The organism is Paenibacillus sp. J22P169, from assembly GCF_059691995.1.
In genome coordinates, this window is the sequence record NZ_JCAUAO010000001.1 from 2,791,514 (window position 1) to 2,811,895 (window position 20,382).

The 20,382-nt window shown below is 37.5% G+C and carries 18 protein-coding genes and 2 pseudogenes; 8 read left to right on the forward strand and 12 right to left on the reverse strand.

Features of this window, described 5'->3' with window-relative positions:
- Window positions 1–49 precede the first annotated feature (49 nt).
- From AC58QG_RS12690 to AC58QG_RS12700, 3 genes are all read right to left on the reverse strand, one after another.
- A complete protein-coding gene (locus AC58QG_RS12690; protein ID WP_497362383.1) occupies window positions 50–754 on the reverse strand; it encodes a hypothetical protein in 705 nt (234 codons plus the stop codon).
- Window positions 755–1,339: 585 nt separating this feature from the next.
- Window positions 1,340–3,259, reverse strand: a complete 1,920-nt coding sequence (locus AC58QG_RS12695; protein ID WP_497362384.1) for a hypothetical protein — start codon at window positions 3,257–3,259, stop codon at window positions 1,340–1,342.
- Between the two features lie 702 nt (window positions 3,260–3,961).
- The gene (locus AC58QG_RS12700) at window positions 3,962–5,491 is read right to left on the reverse strand and encodes a protein kinase domain-containing protein (RefSeq protein WP_497362385.1); all 1,530 of its coding nucleotides are present in this window, start codon (window positions 5,489–5,491) and stop codon (window positions 3,962–3,964) included.
- A 428-nt stretch (window positions 5,492–5,919) separates the two neighbouring features.
- Between AC58QG_RS12700 and AC58QG_RS12705 the strand changes: the two are divergent.
- Window positions 5,920–6,009 (forward strand): annotated as a pseudogene (locus AC58QG_RS12705) (helix-turn-helix domain-containing protein); the annotation flags it as partial.
- A gap of 649 nt (window positions 6,010–6,658) precedes the next feature.
- Here the strand turns inward: AC58QG_RS12705 and AC58QG_RS12710 are convergent.
- Complete coding sequence (locus AC58QG_RS12710) at window positions 6,659–7,234, reverse strand: hypothetical protein (RefSeq protein WP_497362386.1); 576 nt, start codon at window positions 7,232–7,234, stop codon at window positions 6,659–6,661.
- A gap of 419 nt (window positions 7,235–7,653) precedes the next feature.
- Here AC58QG_RS12710 and AC58QG_RS12715 point away from each other — a divergent pair.
- A pseudogene (locus tag AC58QG_RS12715) lies at window positions 7,654–7,812 on the forward strand (IS1595 family transposase); the annotation flags it as partial.
- Between the two features lie 665 nt (window positions 7,813–8,477).
- Window positions 8,478–8,666: a hypothetical protein gene (locus tag AC58QG_RS12720; RefSeq protein ID WP_497362387.1), complete on the forward strand. Its 189-nt coding sequence runs from the start codon at window positions 8,478–8,480 to the stop codon at window positions 8,664–8,666.
- A gap of 255 nt (window positions 8,667–8,921) precedes the next feature.
- Here the strand turns inward: AC58QG_RS12720 and AC58QG_RS12725 are convergent, their stop codons facing one another.
- The 3 genes from AC58QG_RS12725 to AC58QG_RS12735 are packed head-to-tail and all read right to left on the reverse strand — an operon-like array spanning window position 8,922 to window position 10,912.
- A complete protein-coding gene (locus tag AC58QG_RS12725; RefSeq protein ID WP_497362388.1) occupies window positions 8,922–9,275 on the reverse strand; it encodes a YolD-like family protein in 354 nt (117 codons plus the stop codon).
- Complete coding sequence (locus AC58QG_RS12730; RefSeq protein ID WP_497362389.1) at window positions 9,272–10,543, reverse strand: DNA polymerase IV; 1,272 nt, start codon at window positions 10,541–10,543, stop codon at window positions 9,272–9,274. The genes AC58QG_RS12725 and AC58QG_RS12730 overlap by 4 nt, the downstream gene beginning before the upstream one ends.
- Window positions 10,544–10,912, reverse strand: coding sequence for a YhjD family protein (locus AC58QG_RS12735; protein ID WP_497362390.1), 369 nt, complete (start codon window positions 10,910–10,912; stop codon window positions 10,544–10,546). It lies immediately after the preceding gene.
- Between the two features lie 464 nt (window positions 10,913–11,376).
- On the opposite strand from AC58QG_RS12735, the gene AC58QG_RS12740 reads away from it, so the two are divergent.
- Complete coding sequence (locus AC58QG_RS12740) at window positions 11,377–12,237, forward strand: ATP-dependent DNA ligase (RefSeq protein ID WP_497362848.1); 861 nt, start codon at window positions 11,377–11,379, stop codon at window positions 12,235–12,237.
- A 496-nt stretch (window positions 12,238–12,733) separates the two neighbouring features.
- A complete protein-coding gene (locus tag AC58QG_RS12745) occupies window positions 12,734–12,913 on the forward strand; it encodes a hypothetical protein (RefSeq protein ID WP_497362391.1) in 180 nt (59 codons plus the stop codon).
- A gap of 350 nt (window positions 12,914–13,263) precedes the next feature.
- On the opposite strand, the gene AC58QG_RS12750 is transcribed toward AC58QG_RS12745, so the two are convergent.
- The 4 genes from AC58QG_RS12750 to AC58QG_RS12765 form a co-directional block, all read right to left on the reverse strand.
- On the reverse strand, window positions 13,264–13,779 hold the full coding sequence (locus AC58QG_RS12750; protein ID WP_497362392.1) for a DUF1643 domain-containing protein: 516 nt from the start codon (window positions 13,777–13,779) through the stop codon (window positions 13,264–13,266).
- Between the two features lie 225 nt (window positions 13,780–14,004).
- A complete protein-coding gene (locus tag AC58QG_RS12755; protein WP_497362393.1) occupies window positions 14,005–15,255 on the reverse strand; it encodes a DnaJ domain-containing protein in 1,251 nt (416 codons plus the stop codon).
- Between the two features lie 17 nt (window positions 15,256–15,272).
- On the reverse strand, window positions 15,273–16,019 hold the full coding sequence (locus AC58QG_RS12760) for a J domain-containing protein (protein ID WP_497362394.1): 747 nt from the start codon (window positions 16,017–16,019) through the stop codon (window positions 15,273–15,275).
- 136 nt (window positions 16,020–16,155) lie between these two features.
- A complete protein-coding gene (locus AC58QG_RS12765; RefSeq protein ID WP_497362395.1) occupies window positions 16,156–16,671 on the reverse strand; it encodes an RDD family protein in 516 nt (171 codons plus the stop codon).
- Between the two features lie 358 nt (window positions 16,672–17,029).
- Between AC58QG_RS12765 and AC58QG_RS12770 the strand changes: the two genes are divergently transcribed.
- From AC58QG_RS12770 to AC58QG_RS12780, 3 genes are all read left to right on the forward strand, one after another.
- A complete protein-coding gene (locus tag AC58QG_RS12770; protein ID WP_497362396.1) occupies window positions 17,030–17,611 on the forward strand; it encodes an IS110 family transposase in 582 nt (193 codons plus the stop codon).
- A gap of 661 nt (window positions 17,612–18,272) precedes the next feature.
- Complete coding sequence (locus AC58QG_RS12775; RefSeq protein WP_497362397.1) at window positions 18,273–18,473, forward strand: hypothetical protein; 201 nt, start codon at window positions 18,273–18,275, stop codon at window positions 18,471–18,473.
- A gap of 141 nt (window positions 18,474–18,614) precedes the next feature.
- A complete protein-coding gene (locus tag AC58QG_RS12780) occupies window positions 18,615–19,391 on the forward strand; it encodes an SIR2 family NAD-dependent protein deacylase (RefSeq protein ID WP_497362398.1) in 777 nt (258 codons plus the stop codon).
- 611 nt (window positions 19,392–20,002) lie between these two features.
- Here the strand turns inward: AC58QG_RS12780 and AC58QG_RS12785 are convergent.
- Entirely contained in the window at window positions 20,003–20,236 is a 234-nt protein-coding gene (locus AC58QG_RS12785; RefSeq protein ID WP_497362399.1) for a hypothetical protein, read from the reverse strand.
- Window positions 20,237–20,382: the final 146 nt, after the last annotated feature.

Sequence of the window (20,382 nt, forward strand, 5' to 3'; positions counted from 1 at the left end):
TGTCTGTACCTATATTTCATTTTGGATATATTAGTCCTCAAAATCACTTTCATTTAAAATGCTCGGATAATTTATGACCAGTTTGCTGAATGAGATGAAACAGTTGTTCAAAATCTCTAACAGTAAATTCATTAGCACTTTTTTTTGCAAAAGACTCTCCTTTGTATTCAAATCCTTTGATTTGAATGTCATTATCCCATTCAACTAAATCTACGTGATATCCAAAAGGCACTAATTTTCTATGTTTAGTAATATTCACATACCCATTTAAATATTTAAACTCATTCGATTTCTGAAATTGTTCTAATTGTTCAACCACTTTTGAAGCAATATTTACTTTACTCATCAGTTCATATATTTTAGAAAGACTAATATCTCTTTCATTTTTAATAAATGATTCCAATTTCAATGAAAAAAATAGTACATGAGCAAAAATATCCGCTATTGAATGCAATGATTGGGCAAATGCAATGATATGTGCCTCAGCCTTAAAACAAGCTTCAGAAAACTCCTTTCCTTCAGTCGTTCTAGCTGCTTGGTTTAAGGCTTTTCCAACTGCATTAACCATAGGATGAAGATCGTCACGAAATGTTTCTAACAAAATTCGTTGATACTCTCCAGCATGATATTTACAAATATTAATTTTCCATACTATACCGTCCAACGATGTATTCAATTTTTCTAACGCATCTTGAGAAAGATGGGTTTTAATCAATTCCCGAAATTCAATTATGTTCCAGGATACATTTTGCATTTTGGAGCTCCCCCTTTCCAATTATTATTCATATACAAGTTCTCAAAATTTCTGTTTGTATCAACTTAATGGCTCTCTAAATTAATTAAATAGTAATTTGTGAAATATTATAATACGACTTTGGCCGCGGGCATCTTGTTAACAAAATCAGATGTTTTGTGAAGATGTAGTCTTGATAACATATAACAGTTCTTTATGCTGCTGCAACCACTTTTAATTCTATTCTATTTTCAAAAAACCGTTGGTTCAGCTGCGATACGAGATCTAGGTCTCTACCTCTCAGTTTAAACAAAGTTATTGGGAGGTAGTGTGAGAACATATCTCCAGGGTTTCCCCCATAAAAGCCCTTTGTTCTCCTCGCTACCGCAATCTTATATCAAAGCTAAATTAGCAAACTATATTTCCATGGTTTTTAGAGGGCTTCATTTTTCATCAACCTTAGGAAGTTGTTTTTGGATATTCTCGAGTACATTTAGTGCATGAGCAAAGAGATTTATCAGCATTATCATACTTTACCACAGTATTGACAGCAGGGACTTCCAAAAGTATTAACGGCATTATCAATTAAATCATAAACTTTGAATATTAACTATTAATTGATTTGATACAAACTTCATCATTTATTTTAACAATAATTATTACTATTAATTTCAAGAAGATCAAATAGTTTAATCTATGTAGCTCATCGTCATTTGTTTGTGTTCCATGTAAGTAACTATTACGCAAATCTAACGAATTACTAAACTTAGATTTGTTTAAGTGATAGTCGAAATAATCCTGCTCACCTTTATTAAAGAGTTTGTTATCGGTGAGAAATACATTTTCATTAATAAGAATATCAATCTCATCTCTTAATTCGGGGACGCAATTCCAATAACTAATTACTTCATTGAAATACATGTCAGCAAATAGATTTATCCTAATTGGATTTGTAAATCGCAAATATCCATTTTTGTCTTCTTCAACTAACTGATTATTGATAAGCCATTGAATACGATTGATCTGATACTCTTGAAAATCATTTAATTTAACTCTTTCATTACTTAATAATTGATAAAAGTTATTATATTGTTCACCCAATCTCGGTAAATAAAATATTGTGCTTTGGTCGGAGAAAAGAAGGTTTGAAGCAATATCAAATATGCCCTGGACGGAATACACATATTTTTTTTCAATACAAGTATTGCAGTCCTTGAAGAAGGTATGGGATGAGGATACCTGTAATAATTCTTGATCAATCACACCATCTTCCAAATAAAGGTTATATTGCTTTAAGATTCGGTCAATTTCTGGTAATACTGCTCTACACTTTTCAAAATAAGAGGACGCATCTGTTGGCATCTTTACAATAAAATTGCTAATCCCAAATTCTTTGGATAAATACTCCGTAAAGAACCACTCAATCATATCTTCTATCCTAATATGATAACTATTTAATACTTGCACATAACTTTGCATTTGAATTGTTGCCATCATATCCTTATGTCTAAATGCTGAAGAGATATTATAAAAATGTTGTGATCTAGTTATAAGAATTCTTTCGAAAGTTCCTATTTCATTTGATAGATTGACTAAGTTTAGCCTCATTTGTAAATCAAAAAACTCATAAATATAAATAAAGTTATTCCATAAGGTATAGAAATCTAGATTATTTTCAATCCAACTTCGATTTACACTACATTCAGAAACTAAACCATTTCGACTATAAATAACAGCTTCTTCTTGATCTGCAGGGTATTTTATTGTCACACCTGTTTCAATTCCATTTTTTCCATCAAATATCTTATCTATCTCTTCTTTGTACCTTCGTTTAGCTTTTAACTTAAGCCTGTCTCCGATTTTCAATTCGTTATTACTCGGAAAATTAACAATCATTTCAAGATGATTTATATTTGGACGTTCTGATTCGATATAATTTAGCACTATTTTTTCTTTATCGTTATCTGTTAATGAATTAGGTAAAAATGTTATATCCCCCTTTTCATTGTTATAAATGTATTTGTGAAGTAAAATTTCTGCCCCTGTACTATCTTGTAACATATGATTACGTAAAACCTCATCGAAATTATCTACTGTTTTCATATATTTTAATATTACCGAGTAATGAAGATTGCTTTCTTTTAGGAAGCTTCCAAATTCCACGTTTTCAATGTGTTTATAAATATTGTATTTATCTATTAACTCCCAAAAATCTTCTTTATAACTTATGTCAACATCATTATATAGACTTAAAAAATTATACGATTTGTTAAAACCAACATATTTGCCGATTACTCCTTGTATTATTTTTATTACTTCATCATCAATTTTTCCTTCTGTCTCTGTTTTAATTATATTTTTGAAATTCTCAACAGAATAAAACTTGATGATGTTGAAGTATTCAAGTATTCTATTAATCTCATCCTCACCAATAGCAACACTATAACAATTAGCAAATTCAATAATTCTGCTAATATTCATTCCGCTTGTCATATCATACTCCGAATAAAATTTAATCCGCTCCATATTTTTACTCCCATCTACGAATAAATATTCATATATCCATTTATCTCACAAATAACTAAGCGCTTTTATAAGCCTATTTTATAGGAAGTACTACAGAAAAGCCCCTTAACGCATACAATTTAAATTTGAATCATAATATTTTGGTGTGCATGTTGTCATCTCACTTCGAATATCATCATTTGAAGTACCTCTACAGGAACTCCTTTACGCAAACGAAATTTGGATACAACTTTTCCATTTTTTTATCCATTGCTGAAATATATCTTGGGCTTTATCCAAGTCCGTCAAATTTGTTTTGAAGGTTAACGTTACGAAATTTGTCCAACGGTTCCAATTCGCTTTTACAAGCGCCTTAAATTCGTTCAGTCGCCTTGCCTCGTTGTCTTATCTTGCCTTCAAAATAGCAAGTAAACCAAATAGTGAAACCAGACAATGAAAATGAACAAGTACTAAAGCATATCATCCAACGGCTGATATGCAAGATTGAAGTAGATGCGGAAGGTAGCATCAAGATAATCTCAATATCACCGCCCCGCTTTCGTTGGGGCATAAATCAAGCGGGGGACATCAATCTCCCGCCCATTTAAGTAACAATGAACTTTCCACATGTGACGAGGTGACAGGGAGTATAGGGCTAGCAACGGAATGATATTTGATCACTTAAGGGGCGGTTAAATTAACCCGCCCCTTCTTTATTCCATTTTATTTCATCATAAGCGAAGTGGGATGTAGCTTTAGTTTATCTAGAATTCTAAGTTCCTCTTCGACTACGACACCATTCTCTTCTATGTGATGGTAAAGCTTATCAACAATATCATCATTTCTTCCAATATTAATTGGGTGGTACATAGTACCAATAAACATATAGTCTCTCTCTAACTCCCTAGTTCTCAATTCAGCCTTACCATCGAGTACGACAGATTTCTTATCAATCTCAGCAACACCATCATCATACTCACCTCTTGTAATATACCTATCATTGAACCAAGCCGCTTCTTCATATTTATAAGATTGATTCCCATAAATCCCAAAGCTAGGCATAGGAGCGCATTGTAGCAATATATATTGATGATCTAATGAATAGCCATCTTTCTTTATCCATATTTCTTCAATTCTATGTTCTCCGTAATCTATAATCCAAGTATCTTCATCTAATTTCCTAATTTGATTATTAATAGGACAATTTGAGGAACCTTGCGTCCACCAAAGCCTTAATACATCAGCATTTTCTGCAAGCATTTCAAGCACGTCATTTATCTTTTCCTTGTCAGTCACTCTAATAATCCCAGTTTTTCCCGGGCATGCCAATCTTAATATCTCATCAAATTTTCTTAGAGCTTTCAAAACTTTTTCTTCTTCAGATTCCATTCTCTCTGGTGGTTTAAATGAACTATCCAGTAAACCCTGCACTTCATTAATATCTTGTGGTCTATTTTTGGGATCTTGCTGTAATAGTTTGTCTACAACATTGTCAAGAGGAGCAAACGAGTAATTGTAACTACTTAGTAACTCTCTTCCTAATCCTCTAGAAGGAATGTCCGTCACTAACCATTGTATGATTTGTCCCAAAGCGAATAAATCCATTGTCGGTTTCGGATCAGGATTGAGATGGAATTGTTCCGGTGCTGAAAACCCAAAATTGGCTAGTCTCTCTCTTCTCTCTGTCTTGACCAATCTTTCATAATGATTAGGATCAAACCATGAAATTCCAAAGTCACTTATGACTATTTCATTACTGTCATCAATGAGAATATTTTGTGGTTTCAAGTCTCTATGAACAATATTATTGTTATGAATGACATTAATACAATAAAGAAGCTGATTAATAATATCTAAAAGAACTTCTAGATTATCTATATTATTTTTCTTTTTCCATTCACTTAAAGTAAGAGGATACTTCTTCATAACCATGTAAGGAAAAACTTCATTATTGGCTTGTAAATGCCCCATAAAATAAATTGGTACTACTGCTTGAGTATCTGAAAGTAAAATAATCTCTTTAATTTCCGTTAGGAATCTTAAATATCGTGAAGATCTCGTTTGCGAACAATCTTCAGCCAACACCTTCACAGCAACTTTACTCTTTCCCCAATTTGCTGAATAAACTAAGGCGTTACCACCCTGTCCGATTTCTTCTTCAACAGTAAGACAACCAAGCATAGTTTCAATATCTTTATTTACCTTCAAATAATCTCTTATGCTATTTTTATGATCATCAACATTCGACAACATAAACACCGCTCTTCCACTAGTTAGTTCTGTAACACCTTAATTGATTCGACATTATCCATCATTTTCCTTTATCAAGGTCTACCCAGTGCCTAGTACTTTATAATTAATCTCTTCCGCAAGGTTTACCCTCATCTTATCCGCACAAAATTTTCTCAATATGCTCTACCTGTACTTATAAGTCTACATTTATGATCTATTTGTCTTATCCTCTTCACTCCATTAATCTCTAGAATTACTAGATTCCACCGACAAACACACTTGAAATGTTATCTTCGCTTTCTCGAGTTATTTACTTTTATTAGCGAGATGAAATCCTTTCCCACTTCTTGTTATTTCATGACAACCTGTTCTTATAATGTCATCAAAAGTATTTAGGAGGTGAAACATGATTATCAAAAGCAATAGGCTGATGTTAAGAGGCTGCTTACTTTATGAATCTTTCTATGCGAACCATTTACAGAAAGGTTTATGAGGGAGAACTTCTTGCCTACAAAGTCGGGGGAGTTTGGAGACTATAACCACAACTTGTCTATGAATATATTCATCAAAACAAACGAGTGGGAGCGAATGGGAATGGATAGATACTACACGTTGTCAGAAATAGCTAGAATGTTGTCCAAGAGAAAATCGTGGCGGTTCTTTACCGGAGATTCTGTTTGGGGTTGGGTAAGAATAGAAGATTACATGTCGAATTAGTCCCTCCAAATGTTCAGTCATAGGGAAAATCTTCGAGTAAAATATCTCAAACATTCCACTCCTAATAACGATGACCAATATGATATCATATAGAGCACTTCCAGTGGCTTTGGGGTAGCACACGTTTAATAACCGCCTCTGCGTTCACAAATAGGTGTTATCCCGTTAGATTGATAGGTAGTTTATTTGGAAGTGTGCTTCATCCTCAGATTCTACAAACATTTGTAGCCCCGTCACAGTCGCCTTAGAGCGAGGTATTCATGACAGAGATGTTAATAATATACATGCACGTGGTAAAGTCGTACCTGAGCCTACCTATGGCAAGCCCTTCTGTTTCTGCTTGTAACGGCCTTAATAAGCCCTATCGTCTTCAACAGGGCCTTTGTTGCACAGGATCACAAAAAAATAGAAATAGGACAGTGTAAAACAACACTGTCCTATTTGATTGCACCCCAGCCAAAAAAAGAGGGATTACGAGGCGGTCAACGGCTCCTGAGTCAATCGTTCAACCAACGAACGGCTCCAGTCGGTTGGTAAAATGACTGGCAATTTAGCTTCATGAAATCTAGACCATTTTTCCCAATCCAAAAACCGTTGTTGGAGGCTCACTAAATCGCACGGGATTAACTTTTCGGAATCATCGGGGCGGTAGTCACGAGAAATGTACATGTAACTCTCCGGCTGATGCGCGGTTTTACCGAAGATATACATGAAGGTATGACCGTGCAAGACGGACATCTCCTTGTACCATTGCATTTGAGCTTGATTGTTGTCATTACGCAACAGGTCTACACAAGTCTTATGCTCGTAAAAAATGGCATTCCCATTATAAAACTTCAGCCCTTCTACATCCCGAAGAAATCCCTTTTCCCACTTCGCCCTCAATTTCTTGAAGTCGATGAGAGTACTGAGATAAGTGAATTTATGATTAATTATCTCAGGTAGCTCAACCTCCTTGACACTAACACCGATGTGATTCAGCACGGTTGTAAGCTTATTAACCTCTTTTTCCAAGAATTGCTCTTGGTATTGATTTTTGGCTTTCATTACGAAAACTCGTTCTTTAATGGCTATCGCCTCTTCTCTGGGTATTCCCGCAGGAAAAAGAGATGCATAGAGCTAGAACGTTACCCCTGCTAAGAGTATGATTTTTCGGCATTTTTTTTGGGGGGCATTCATTTTCAGTCTTGACAGTTCTAAAACAATTAATCATAAAGTCATTTGAAAAATGTTCTATCTTAACTTCTAATTCATAGATTATAGTGACCCGCGCAACTGAGTGGAAAATTATAAGATGTACGCCTGAACTAAATTCCCCTGCTAAGAAGTAAATAAAACCATTCTCGCTAACCTGTGAGGATGGTTTTATTTTCGATCTGTTAAACCTTAATGTTGATAAACAGCAAATTACGAACGTTTGTGTATAATTGGAATAACAAATTCCCCGATTCCGTGAGAGTCAGCTCAAACGCAGCGGCAAGTCCAAAATGAGCGGTATTTCGCATGAGCAAGTTTGTGTTTTGGCCGTTCGCGACAGAACCAAAGCCATCGTATCCAAGGTATGACGAATCCTTAAAACTGAAGTCGACAAAGTGAACGGTTCCAAATTAACGTCTGACAACATGGGTCTACTCGCTTATTACATAATGAAAACAATTATTCTCACCAAATAATCTGAGTATCACTCTACGTACCCAGATTCAGCAGCGCCTCACTTCTAGTCATTGAAATAGCGTTTAGCATATTTTGAATAACGATAGGTGAAAAATGTGAACCATTACTATTTGAGCTACTGTTAAGTTTGAAAATGTGTTGTTTGAAAGAATAAAACTTAACAAAATCATTGTAAGAAAAACCAAACGGTCCTTTAATGTATCCTTTCACACTTAAGTGTTCGTATCCAAAATTAATAATAATACTTCCCCCTACACCGTTAAGTAAAAGAATAAGCCCACCTTAACCAAGGACAGCAGGTCAACGTTAATTCTCGTCGTTATTTCCGTTCCAAACTAATAGTTTGCAGCACTCCACAAGTGTCGTATGGCGGAAACCTCCCTGCTCGTCCAACAAAACTACATAGCTTCGTGTCCACAACCTCTTGTCTTTCTGGATGACAGCCACTTTAATTGCTTGTAAAATGATTCTGGGATTACTTACTTTAATTTTTCTTGTTTAAACTTCTTGGAAGTTCCTCATCATCCAGTCAAAATCCTATAAACACACAAATATTCTATTTATGTTCTGCTTTGTGATGAAACAAGTACTTACTTTTTATTATTGGAGGTTTACTATGAACAAGGTTCTAACAACAAATATTGAGCTCTTTACAGCTGCACTATCACAAACGTATGTGGTCGTTAGCAAAAACGATTTGCTCGAAAATGCAGGCATTATACGCGAGTATTGCGAAAATTATGTCAGAATCGGTGACTCTTGGTTCGCACGATCAATGTACCAATTCAACATTATACAGAGATAAATACCAAAGAAATAAGCAGCTAATTCCCTGAAAATCGCTTTACGCTCTTAGTTTTCTAGTAAGGCTTATTGTTTAAGTGAATGGGGATTTTTGTGTTTTTTACAGTAAATTGAACCCTTGTCCCAACTGAATATTAATTTACTTTTAAGAATTACAAAAAAGGGACACTCGCCAAATAGACGATATCCCTTTGGTTTGCATATAAGTGCCCAAGCTGACTACGTGCCCGCGCGCTGTTGTCTTTTCGTCACACTTTTAGTCTACATCAATCCACTCGTGACTAAATATAGCCTTTAATACATCCTTGTAGTTAATCCAGTCCCACTCATCAACTTCACGATCAATTCTAAATTCTCCTTGTTTACAGCGTGTCACAATGCCTGTAACGGTACGCATCTTATATTCACCGTATAAGGTGAGCTCCACCGACCTTTTGTACATTTGCGACTGACTTAACGTAGCTGAAATGTTTTGTACTTCTTGCTCATCGAGAACTAGCCTTTGGATACGATGCGATTCTTTCTGGCTTCCTATTGCTGACTCTTTATGTTGAGGAAGCATCATCCTACTAGATTCCCATAGACCATTCATTTCTAGTTTCTTACTCATCTATAGTGACCTCCAATTTTACTCGCTCTGTCTGTTGCAAGTCCTGCTTTCATAAGACTGGAAGCACGAACGATTGCTGTATTTCCAAATCGATCCTTTATGCCATCTACTACTCGATCAAGGTCACGTAATTTCTTTACATCTTCGAACAAATCAAGTTGAGTAACTTCTTCCACTGCAAGAGTTCCCAGTGTAACTCCTACCTTCCGTACGGGCAATCCGTTCCAATTGCGACGAAATATTTCACGTACAGAGTCGTAAACTTTCAACGTATGATTCGTATTCAGTGGCATCTTTCGTTGTTGACTGAAGCCAGTTGGAGAGTCATATGGCGAACACATACAGAAAACGTGAACTGTCCCGCTTGTAAAACCCTTCGATCTAGCATCGCGGCACACTTCTTCCGTTAATTCCAAAAGGACTATATCAACCTCTTCAACTGTCAAATAATCCCGAGGAAGCGTCATAGCGTGGCCGATCGATTTTGGTGCAATATCGAACGTTCCAGGCGTAACCGGACTATCGTCTAGTCCGTTTGCCGTTCTCCACATAACTTCCGCTTGAATATCCGATTGTTTCCCAAAACGTGCGCGGAATTTTTGTTTGAGTGTCGCCAGCGGAGTTTTAGCCACATGACCTATCGTGGTCATACCAAGTGCAACAAAATGACGCGTCATTCGTGAGCCAACTCCATACATCTTATCGATGGATAACGGCCAAAGGACTCGCTCAACATCATCTTTGCCTAGCGTAAAAATTCCACTAGCATTCTTCTTTGCAAAATTATCTGTTGCCTGCTTTGCAAGTATTTTAGTCGGTCCGATGCCTACTCGGATTCTTACGTTCATAGATGCAGCAACTTTCTGTTGAATCATTACTGCGAGCTCAGTTGGTGTACAGCCGAAATGTTTAAGCGAACCTGTCACGTCCAAGAACTGCTCATCAATTGAGAATATCTCAACTAGATCAGTATATTTTTCGTATATAGCTGTAATTGCGAGAGAGACATCAATATAACGCTGCATATGCGGGCGCATCACGATAGCATTTGGACACAGTTGCAACGCTTCACCAAGCCGTTGGGCCGTGGTAACTCCAAAGCTTTTTGCAATTGGACATGCCGCCAAAATAATCCCTGATCTTCTTGCGGGATCCCCAGCCACAACTACTGGCAGATTATCAAGTCCTGGATGAGTAGCCTTTTCAACGCTTGCATAAAATGACTGACAGTCTGATAGAAAAATTGTCCTCTCACATTTCTTGCTCATCTAAACGCGCCTCCGCATGTTCATCAGAGTAGTCATTAATTCTGCTTTAACTAAACTTCGTAGCATTGTGAAATAGTAGATGTATCCGCGGACTTTGTATTCTACATTAATACCGATAGCATTTGTGGTTGTGTTTAGCACTTTGATATCACGCTTTTTCATATTGTTCTTAATACTTTGTATTTGAGGGTAGATATCGCTCTCCACTTCTTTCAAATAAAAGAGAACATGGTTATATACGATTTTATCTTTATATATCTTCAGCTCCTCCATGTCCCTGGTTAACATATCGAGCAAAATGGGTAATAACGTATACTCTTTAATAATTTGAACATCCTCCGCATTCTCAACTCTTGATACAACACTCATCTTTTCACCACCATTATATAAAACATATGTTCGTATAAATTATTATATACCGAACACGTATTCGTTATGCAAGTACTAAAAATAAAAAAATCCCCACTGACCAATTACGGTCAATCAGGGATTTGCTATCTTTACTACTTCAACAAGTGGGGTTTTCTTCAATCAAAGACTAGTTACATCAATAAGCTCCGGAATGTGTCATTTAACGACAGCTTGTATTAATGCTATGCTAAGTTAATTACAAGGCTGCGAAGCCTAACTCGGAAATCATGACTCCGGGCTTATTCACCCCTGTGGTTCATCTTCCTTTAAGAGCGAAATATACTGGAAATGAGATAGCAGTTGCAATGCTCAAACAAACAAATGAACTAGGGATTACTATTTTTTTCATTTAACAAGACTCCTTAATTCCTCTAAATTCCATTAGTCACAGACTGCTCTAAGGTGTACCATTATTATGGGTGATGAAGAAAATGTTTATTCCTCCAATGCTTTTACAATACAGTAAAAACAACCTGGCATTTGATGACTCTGCCACTTTTGCCGAACTCAAGTGGGATGGCATAAGGTTGATTGTTTCTAATTTAGATGAACTAAATCTATATACAAAAAATACAAATGCAACAGCTAAATATCCAGAGCTACACAACCCGCCTATCCCGAAAGGGACCATACTAGATGGCGAAATTGTAGTACTTGATGAACAAGGTCGAGCCGATTTTGAAGCGTGTAACACAGGATTTCGATCCAGCAAGAGTAGAAAGCCAGTCGTATTTATGGCGTTTGATATCTTGTACCACCGCGGCGTAGATGTAACTAGTATGCCATTAGAACAACGAAAGCAGCTTCTTGAAGAGACTATGCAGGAAAGTGAAAACTACAGAATTGTACGGCCAATACAGGGCAGCACACAGGATTTCTTTAATATCGTATGTCAGCATGGGCTTGAAGGAATCGTGATAAAAAAGAAGGCTTCAAAGTATGAAACCGATTTACGATTATCGCGCTCAATTCGCTCGTGGTCATGGCAAAAGGTAATTAATTATCAAATAGCAGAAGTCTATATAACTGGATATAGCAAGAAGGAACATTCATGGCTACTTGGTTATCCCGACGGAGACAAGATTAGACCAATCGGTGCTTTGGAGTTGGGAATAACGCAGTCAGCTCGCCAATCCATGTGGCCAGTATTCCAGGCATACAAAAGTGGCGAGAGCAAAGATCACGTATTTGTCAAACCATTAGTTCGTTGTAAGGTAAAGTACCGGGACTGGTATAAATCAGGTTTAATGCGGTTGCCAGTCTTCGAGGAATTTATTGTTTAGGGGTTGAGGTCATGGAATACAAAGTAAAGCATAAGGTATCGGGCGAAGTTAAAACACTGAGTCATTTAGAGATTAATGACATGGTGTATAATGATGCTAAGCAGATAATTGTGTTTTTGATATAAGAATGGAAGCCTATATTTTACTTGATGATATTTATGAATAAAGTAATAATCAAAACCAAACAATTAAGCACAAAAAAGCCCTGGGGATGCTCCCTATGGGTTTATTCTTTTTGTTCGATAAAATTTATATCTTCATTTCATTCCTCGTTCTAAGCACCAACAGATGTAAAAATAAAATATTAGATTGATGTGTTGATCCCACACAACAAACTGCCAGAGTTCGTAAAATATTATTAGACTGACTCCAATAATAGAAACAGCGGCAGCCATGGACGAGAAAACAAAGTCCTGATACAACCATTAATTTCGCTTATTTATCTGAATAACATATTTTTTTTACACAACTTAAAGACGTTTAGGAGGTGAAAAAAATGTCTAATCTAAACAACAACCGTAATTCTCAAAATGTCTCAGAGAACATAAAGGATACCGCAGGGGCTGTATTTCATTCTGTTCATAAAGGGTTAGAAGCAACTGAAAATGCTGCAATGAATGCTGTTGATGCAACAACTAACGCAATTAACAATTTAACAAACAATGATAAGCGTTAATAGGGGTACCGCACGCGGATTACAACGTTAAGAACGTCTTATATGTGAAGTAGGTAAATCCCCCATTAATGTAGGCTACCATAAAGCAAAAAAGGCTGCCGCGGCAGCCTTTTTGTTATTCAACTATAGGTAACAATAGGTAAGCATTTGAAGTTATCTCCAGCTTTTTCCCTGTCCCACACGGAGCGTTCGCCGCGGGTAGGATTCATATAATAGTCCCATGTATCCGTGATTAAACGGTATCTCCTCTTCCCCATAGCATCTTCCTACGCAAAATTTTTAGCAATCATATCCGTAAAAGACTGCCTTTGTGTTTTAAAATAACTTCATGAGCTTGAGTTCATGAAGTTTTATTTTTCGGATTGGTGTGAAAACATATTTTTTTTTATTAAAAAGCGGCCTGGGGTAAGGCACATAATATAAAGAGTTTTTCGCATTTTTTTATCGGCTGACTTCAACACGTCGTAGCAATATGTTTTACTCGAGCCTTTTTTGTAAGTATTAGCCATTATAGAATAGCTTTGTTTTTGTACTAATAACCCTAATTGACCCTTAATTCCCCAACCAAGAAAAACAAGTTTTGCTTCTTTAATGGCTTTAGTGGTAAAAGACCAATTAATAGCCTCATATGCAAATTTTGATTGATTTAAATTACTACTCTTTCCATCAATAAAACTGGAAATGTTCACAACATATAATGCATTACACGCTTGAGCTTTAGCAACTTTTATTAACTGTTTCACTGTAGCATCAGTTTGATGATGTGCAGCTTTACTAGGATTCATCATTATCGCGGAAAGGATATCTCCTCCGGGTGCCCAGCGTTTTTCTAAAAAATAGCGCCGTGTACCATTTGTACTGAACACTGCACTTCCTGAAATACCTGCATATGCTCCACTTTGGAAAGATAATTGCTTACTTTAAGCCTATATTTTAAACCACAATTTTTATCCTCCCCTTCTAATATATCTACAATGGAAGTGGGTGTTTCTTTATCGAAGAATATAAGGATGATCTCTCGTTATCTATTGACTTGACGAATAATTCGTCCAGTCTGTTATATTGATTTCAAAAATATTCATAATTGATTTTTATCTAATACCATTAAGATTACTCCATCCTTTGACTTTCCCGCTTGCATTGAAATTAATGCTAGATAATCCATACATCCATGTATCTCCAGTTGCCGGAAGGTCAATAAGTGTATCGGGAGTTCCGTACAACTCAATTACTTGTTGTTCGGTTGAACCCTCTTGAATTGGGGCAGCGCCGGCGGTTTTTGAACCCATGAATGCTTTTCCGTTTTTGATGCTAGCCCATCCTTTGACATTTCCGCTTGTATTGAAATTAATGCTAGATAATCCATACATCCATGTATCTCCAGTTGCTGGGAGATTTATAAAAGTATCCGGCGTTCCCATGGCATCTACGACTTCTTGTTTGGATGAATTTAAAGTGAATGTAACATTGCCTGCTTTTTTATCGCCTAAAGTCGCTTTTCCGTTTTTGATGCTAGACCATCCTTTGACATTCCCACTTGTGTTGAAATTAATGCTAGATAACCCATACATCCATGTATCACCAGTTGCAGGGAGATTAATGATAGTACTCGGTTCTCCCATTACGGCTTTGACTTCATCTTTCGTTGAGCCAAGGGTGAATTGAGTTTGCGGTGGTTTTGGTTCAGGTGGTTTTGGTTCTGGTGTTTTAGTTTCAACCTGCTTTACTTCAGCCGGTTTTGGTTCAGGTTTTGAACCTTCTTTTTCTATCTGCTTCACGCTCACAGTAGCGGATTGCTCAGGAATGCTTTTACCTTTTTCGTTAATTGAAACCGGATCAGGCGTAGAGCTGGCTTCCGGAGTCGCGATGGGTGATTCACTGCTGCTTTTTACAGTGGATGCAGTAGGAGACGGGGTTGTAGTTGTATACGCCGTCAATGAAACACCACTTGAAGATGATTTCGTTTGGTTCCTAGCAAAATCTGAAACAACTAACGTAATAATCACCGTACCTAAAACAAGCGCAAAGGGTTTCCAGTGAAAACGAAAAACAGGTGCATGCCCCGCTCTCACATTTCCACTTGGTTCTTCGGGCTTATGATTTTCACTACTCGGTGCATTAAAACTAGTTTTTGAATCTGTGCAATGAATAAGTTTGTCATATTCTTTTCTTGATTTGGGATTGGATAAAATGTCATACGCAATTTTCAGACGCATGACATTCGCTTGATTTCCTGAGTCGAACTGGTTATCTCCTTTCATTTTTTTATGGTAAGCCATCCTTATTTCTTTTGTTGTAGCTGTTGTCGGAACGCCCAAAAATTTGTAGTAGTTATCCCGCATGATAAGATACCTCCGAATTAAGCGTCTAGATTTTGCGGTGAAGGAACATTGCCAGTGACCAAGTGTTTGAGCGCAACCAACATTTTGTAAGCGCCAAAGATAATAGGACCGTAAGCGACGAGGTAAGTCCCGCCGTCATTAGAGGCTTCGCCGTATGTAACTAGTGTGATGATGCCACCGATAGCAAGAAAAATTAGACCTATAAAGAATGGCTTTGCTGCTGCTTTTCGAACCGCTTCTTTCCTGTAATCCACACATGCACGGGCAATCGTCTCCGCGATATGTTCAGGGCATCCTTTTTGCATTAACAAAGGTGCAATTTGATTCCAACTGTTATTCTGAAAAGCCATTTCAAAAGCAATCGCATACATTTCTTCCACAAACATATTGGCAGCAGTTGCATCATCCATATGCCGCGACTCGTGCTGCGCAGCTTCGGTTTGGTCACCTCGTGCAGCATCATACTGTCTGCGAGATTCTGGGTTCGATAGCACTTCGTAGGCATAACTGATTCGTTTAAACCGCTCTGTAGCAACGTGAACATTGTCTCTATGTTTATCCGGATGCCACTTCATAGCCAGTCTGCGATACGCCTGTTTGATTTGTTCGTAGCTTGCATTTTTATCAATTTCCAAAGATTCGTAAAGCGTCCCAGATGACAGAGGCATTTTGCAAATTCCACATTTGGCGAGTGCTCTTTTTTCTGTTAAAACACGATTTTCATCACCGCAGTGTAGACAAGTAATCAATTCATAACTGTTCACTCTATCACTCACCTCACACGTGGAAATGGACTGTTTTTGTCAATTTAATCTCTACTGATTTTTTACCAGCAACGTCCACTTTGGCCATTTTATATCGGACTTGATCCATTCCAGCCGCGCATACATTGTGCACCTTTTAATTATTCCGATTAACTACTTCCGTACCAGCTATAAGGTCATGGAGACCTCTTTTACGAGCATGAAATGCTACCATGAAAAATCCTATACAAAAGAAAGCTCCTGAAAGGAAACTTGCCAAGTATCTTCCAATAGACCTGTCAAGTCTCAATCTATTACCATGGATATCCGTAATTTTTGCCCCAATAGCTGCCTTTCCTATCGTTCCTTGCAGGTTCGTTATGGGGAGTAAGATATAATACAAGGACACAACAAAGAATGGTAATACATTACCTTGGGCATGCAAAAACAAGGAGATTATCCCTAGAACAATCGCGTCAATAAATGTGGCAAACACTCGTCTCCAAAATCCCACTGAAGCTTTAATATTTGGATCCGAGGCATAATTATTAATGATAACGACTTTCTCATGTCCATCCTGTTGATTAAATCGTTCATGTGGCTTAATAGCTTGATACTTACTTTGTTCCATCTTATCTTTCCATTGTTTGAGTCTATCATTATTATTCGGCATGGGCTAAACTTCCTTTGATCAAATTGTTATATCCATATTACAACAAATAATTAATAATTCAGAGGTTTAATTTGTCAATTTTCCCATTTTGTATAGAGCGAATTATATTCTCCCCGTTACGCTAACTCGGGACGGGATAAATCGGAAAAAGTCCATGCTATGGTGTCAAACACCAGTTGCCGCGGCAACCTGCTCCCTGTTTATTGTGCTATCGTTATTTATTTAACTCTCTGTTCCCCGTTAGTCATATTGAACGAGGCGGACCTCATTCGCCTAACGTAGGTTGCTTTTGGTCAGAATGTGTAGTGGATTCTACTTAAAACCAAATGCAGAGCTACATTCGAAAGGAGCCGCTATTATGAAGGATTATACAAAATATGTTGGTCTAGACGTGTCAAAAGATTTAATCTCTGTTGCTGTTGCAGATTCTGGACGCGGTGAACCTCGTTTTCTTGGAAATATTCCGCATACACCTGAAGCAATCCGTAAGATCATGAAAAAAATTGGTCCTAATGAACAATTACATGTTTGTTATGAAGCAGGACCAACTGGATATGGCCTTTTTAGGTTTCTACTTTCTCTCGGAATTGACTGTATCGTTGTTGCACCAACACTCATTCCAAAGCGCGCGGGAGATCGCATTAAAACGGACCGAAGAGATGCATTAAGGCTTGCACAGCTTCTTCGAGCTGGCGAACTTACACCCGTTTGGACTCCCGACGAAGACCATGAGGCTTTGAGAGACTTGGTTCGCGCTCGTCATGACACTAAGGAAGACTTACACCGAGCTCGACTTCGCCTTGTTCAATTGCTTCGCCATGATCTGCGCCCAGAAAAAGGAACACGGAATTGGTCTGTTAAGCATAGAGAGTGGCTGGACAGTCTTCGTTTTGAAAAATCATCGTTACGAATCGTATCAATTGTATCTTCATACCATTGATGAAGTGACTGACCGAATGAAGCTCATCGAATCTGAAATTCACGAACAAGCAACAAGAAGTGTTCATGCGCCTGTTATCCAAGCCCTTCAAACTATGTGTGGAGTAGCAGAAATGGATTTTAGTACACAGGGGGAAATTCAAATAATTCAATATCTACCGCTAAATCCTGCCTCATAATGCAAAAGTGGTCTATAGGAGCTGGTATTTATATTCGATAAATTTATAGAATCTCTATTTTATGAAATAAGAAGACACGTAATGAGATCTTTTATAAAGGTCTTTTTTTTGTTGTCGCCTAAAATCGCCATGTATAACGTATTGAGATATATTTAAATAAATTAGGTATTCTGATTTTCCTATGGGTAGTACATAATATTGACCTACAAATCAGGATGAGGATGAAAAGATGATAAATCAATGATTAGGACGAAGAATGATGCACGAAAAGTAATTGGAAGGCTTGCAGACGATGAGATGATTAAGCTATATCCAAATGGATATTATGGTAATTTGGAAGTTTTCATCACCAAAGATGGATGCCGAGAATTTTGGAATGGATCGTTTGGCGAGATTGGAGATGATGATCAAGCTTCATCGCATCTATGCTCTATAAGTATCGTAAAACCTTTAATGAGAGATTAAAGCTAATGGTCTGACAATTTGGACACGAGTAAGATAGGTATATGGACTGGATGGCGGTTTACTATCGACCATTCCTCTAACACGTATGTTCACCCCGTACTCGTCGTTCCTGATGGCAAGGCATATGGGCAGGGAGACATCCAAAAAGAAATCGGCGAAAATCTCGGCTGGATCGAGCAGCGAGTGACTAATTACTACAAGGATGATCGCTTACCTTAACCCGACCAAAAAGTAGCTAATCGCCCATTATGGAAGAGTAAAATGATTGAGAATTTACGCAACTCTCAAAATGAGGTTCTTAACTATTTCCAGATCTTCCACCATAAAATCCGAATAATTTACTTAAAGGGAGTGGAGTCCATGATTACAAACATTGAGTTTGCTGCAGACATATTAAGAACTAAGAGGAACATACTTGTGCTCACTGGTGCTGGAATTTCAACTGCAAGCGGCATACCTGATTTCAGGTCAAAGACCGGTATATATAAAAACAACCCGAAATTAAGGGGAGAACGGATCCTTTCCCGAGAGTATTTCTATAGAAATCCTAAGAAATTCTATGAATTTCTAAAGGACGCTCTCTATTATCCCAAAGCACAGCCAAATTTTGGTCATCGAGTATTGGCTCGATGGGAACAAGAAGGGCGCATATCCCATATCGTCACTCAGAATATCGATGGACTTCATTCAGATGTCGGCAGTCAAAACGTCATTGAGTTTCACGGTACTATGCGTACAGCGACATGTAACGGATGCAGGAAAAAATACCTCATGAAGGAATTGTTGGAAAGTGAATCAGAGGAATTCTTTTATTGCGGCTGCACTGAAGATCGAAATCAGTGCATCATCAAACCAGACTTTGTTTTGTTTGACGAAAGTGGGTATTGGTTAAATGGTACTCCATTTTACAAAGTGCAATGTCTTGCCTATGATTCGGATGCGATCTTAATTCTGGGTACTTCACTTCAAGTCTATCCCTTTGCAAGCATTCCGGAATATCGTAATCAAGATGCCAAAACACCGATTATTATCATCAATCGAGATGAATCACCATTAGACAATATGAGAGATTTATATGTATTGCGTCATGATATTTGTAAATCGTTAGAGATGATCACAGCTTTGTTTAATCCTTAAAGAAGTGGGTGAAAATGCCCCCCTACTTTGCCTTACCATCCAGCGCAACACTTGAAAATATATGGTATTACTTTCTTGTGCCGGAAGCACCGGACAAAACGAAAAGCCCTAAGGGAAAGCATCCCCTAGGTCTTTTCGTTTTTTGTATTTTAAAGGTGTGTAGATCCTCTTCTCGTTGTCAGTGTTCTCCCATCATCTCAAGCGCCTTACTAACTGATTTACACTGAAAAAAGAAACAAATGAAAGCTACGAGCTTAAAAACCTAAACCAGTGTATTAAACTATTTTATGGCATATGATTATGGTCTTCAAAATCTGGAAAATGCCCCCGGCGGATTGACCGTTAATATGATACTGAAAACATGCGAGTTGAGGACTATGAGAATCAGAAACTATCAGTTTGAGTTAGCAAAAAGAAATCCAAGCTTTCGCAAGCACTTCATTTCCGGTCATCATTGCCCATTTAAGGGTGTTCGATAGGAGTCAGCTCTTCACTTATCACTACCCTCAGTAACATAATTATAAAATAAACTCTCGAGTAATCAAGCCAGTGTTTGATCGATTGCCATTTCTGTTGAAGTTTAAGCCAGGAGAGTACCTTTCCCCTTATTTCTAATTAAGGGAAACGGTCTTTATTGGTCTCCCATATATGGTTGCAATCAGGACATTGCCAATGAGTAATCCGATCCAATTCAAGATCAGTAATGCCGATTTTCCTTCGCCAATATTACGGTGGTTTATAGTGATGCCTGATTTCAACAGGAATTTCATCACCGATAATATCGGCTCCGCAATGCGGACAGAACTCTTCCGGTCTTTCCATACAAATTCTCCTTTATCGAACATCTTTATCCCATCTCCAACTGCGTCTTTTCACAATCGCAAGCTTGTTCCGCGCAACTTCGTCCGCTTGACCATTTTCAAAAAGAATAATCTAGTAATACAATTCCGCATGCATGATGTTAACGTTACACAGAACAATATTAAAACAA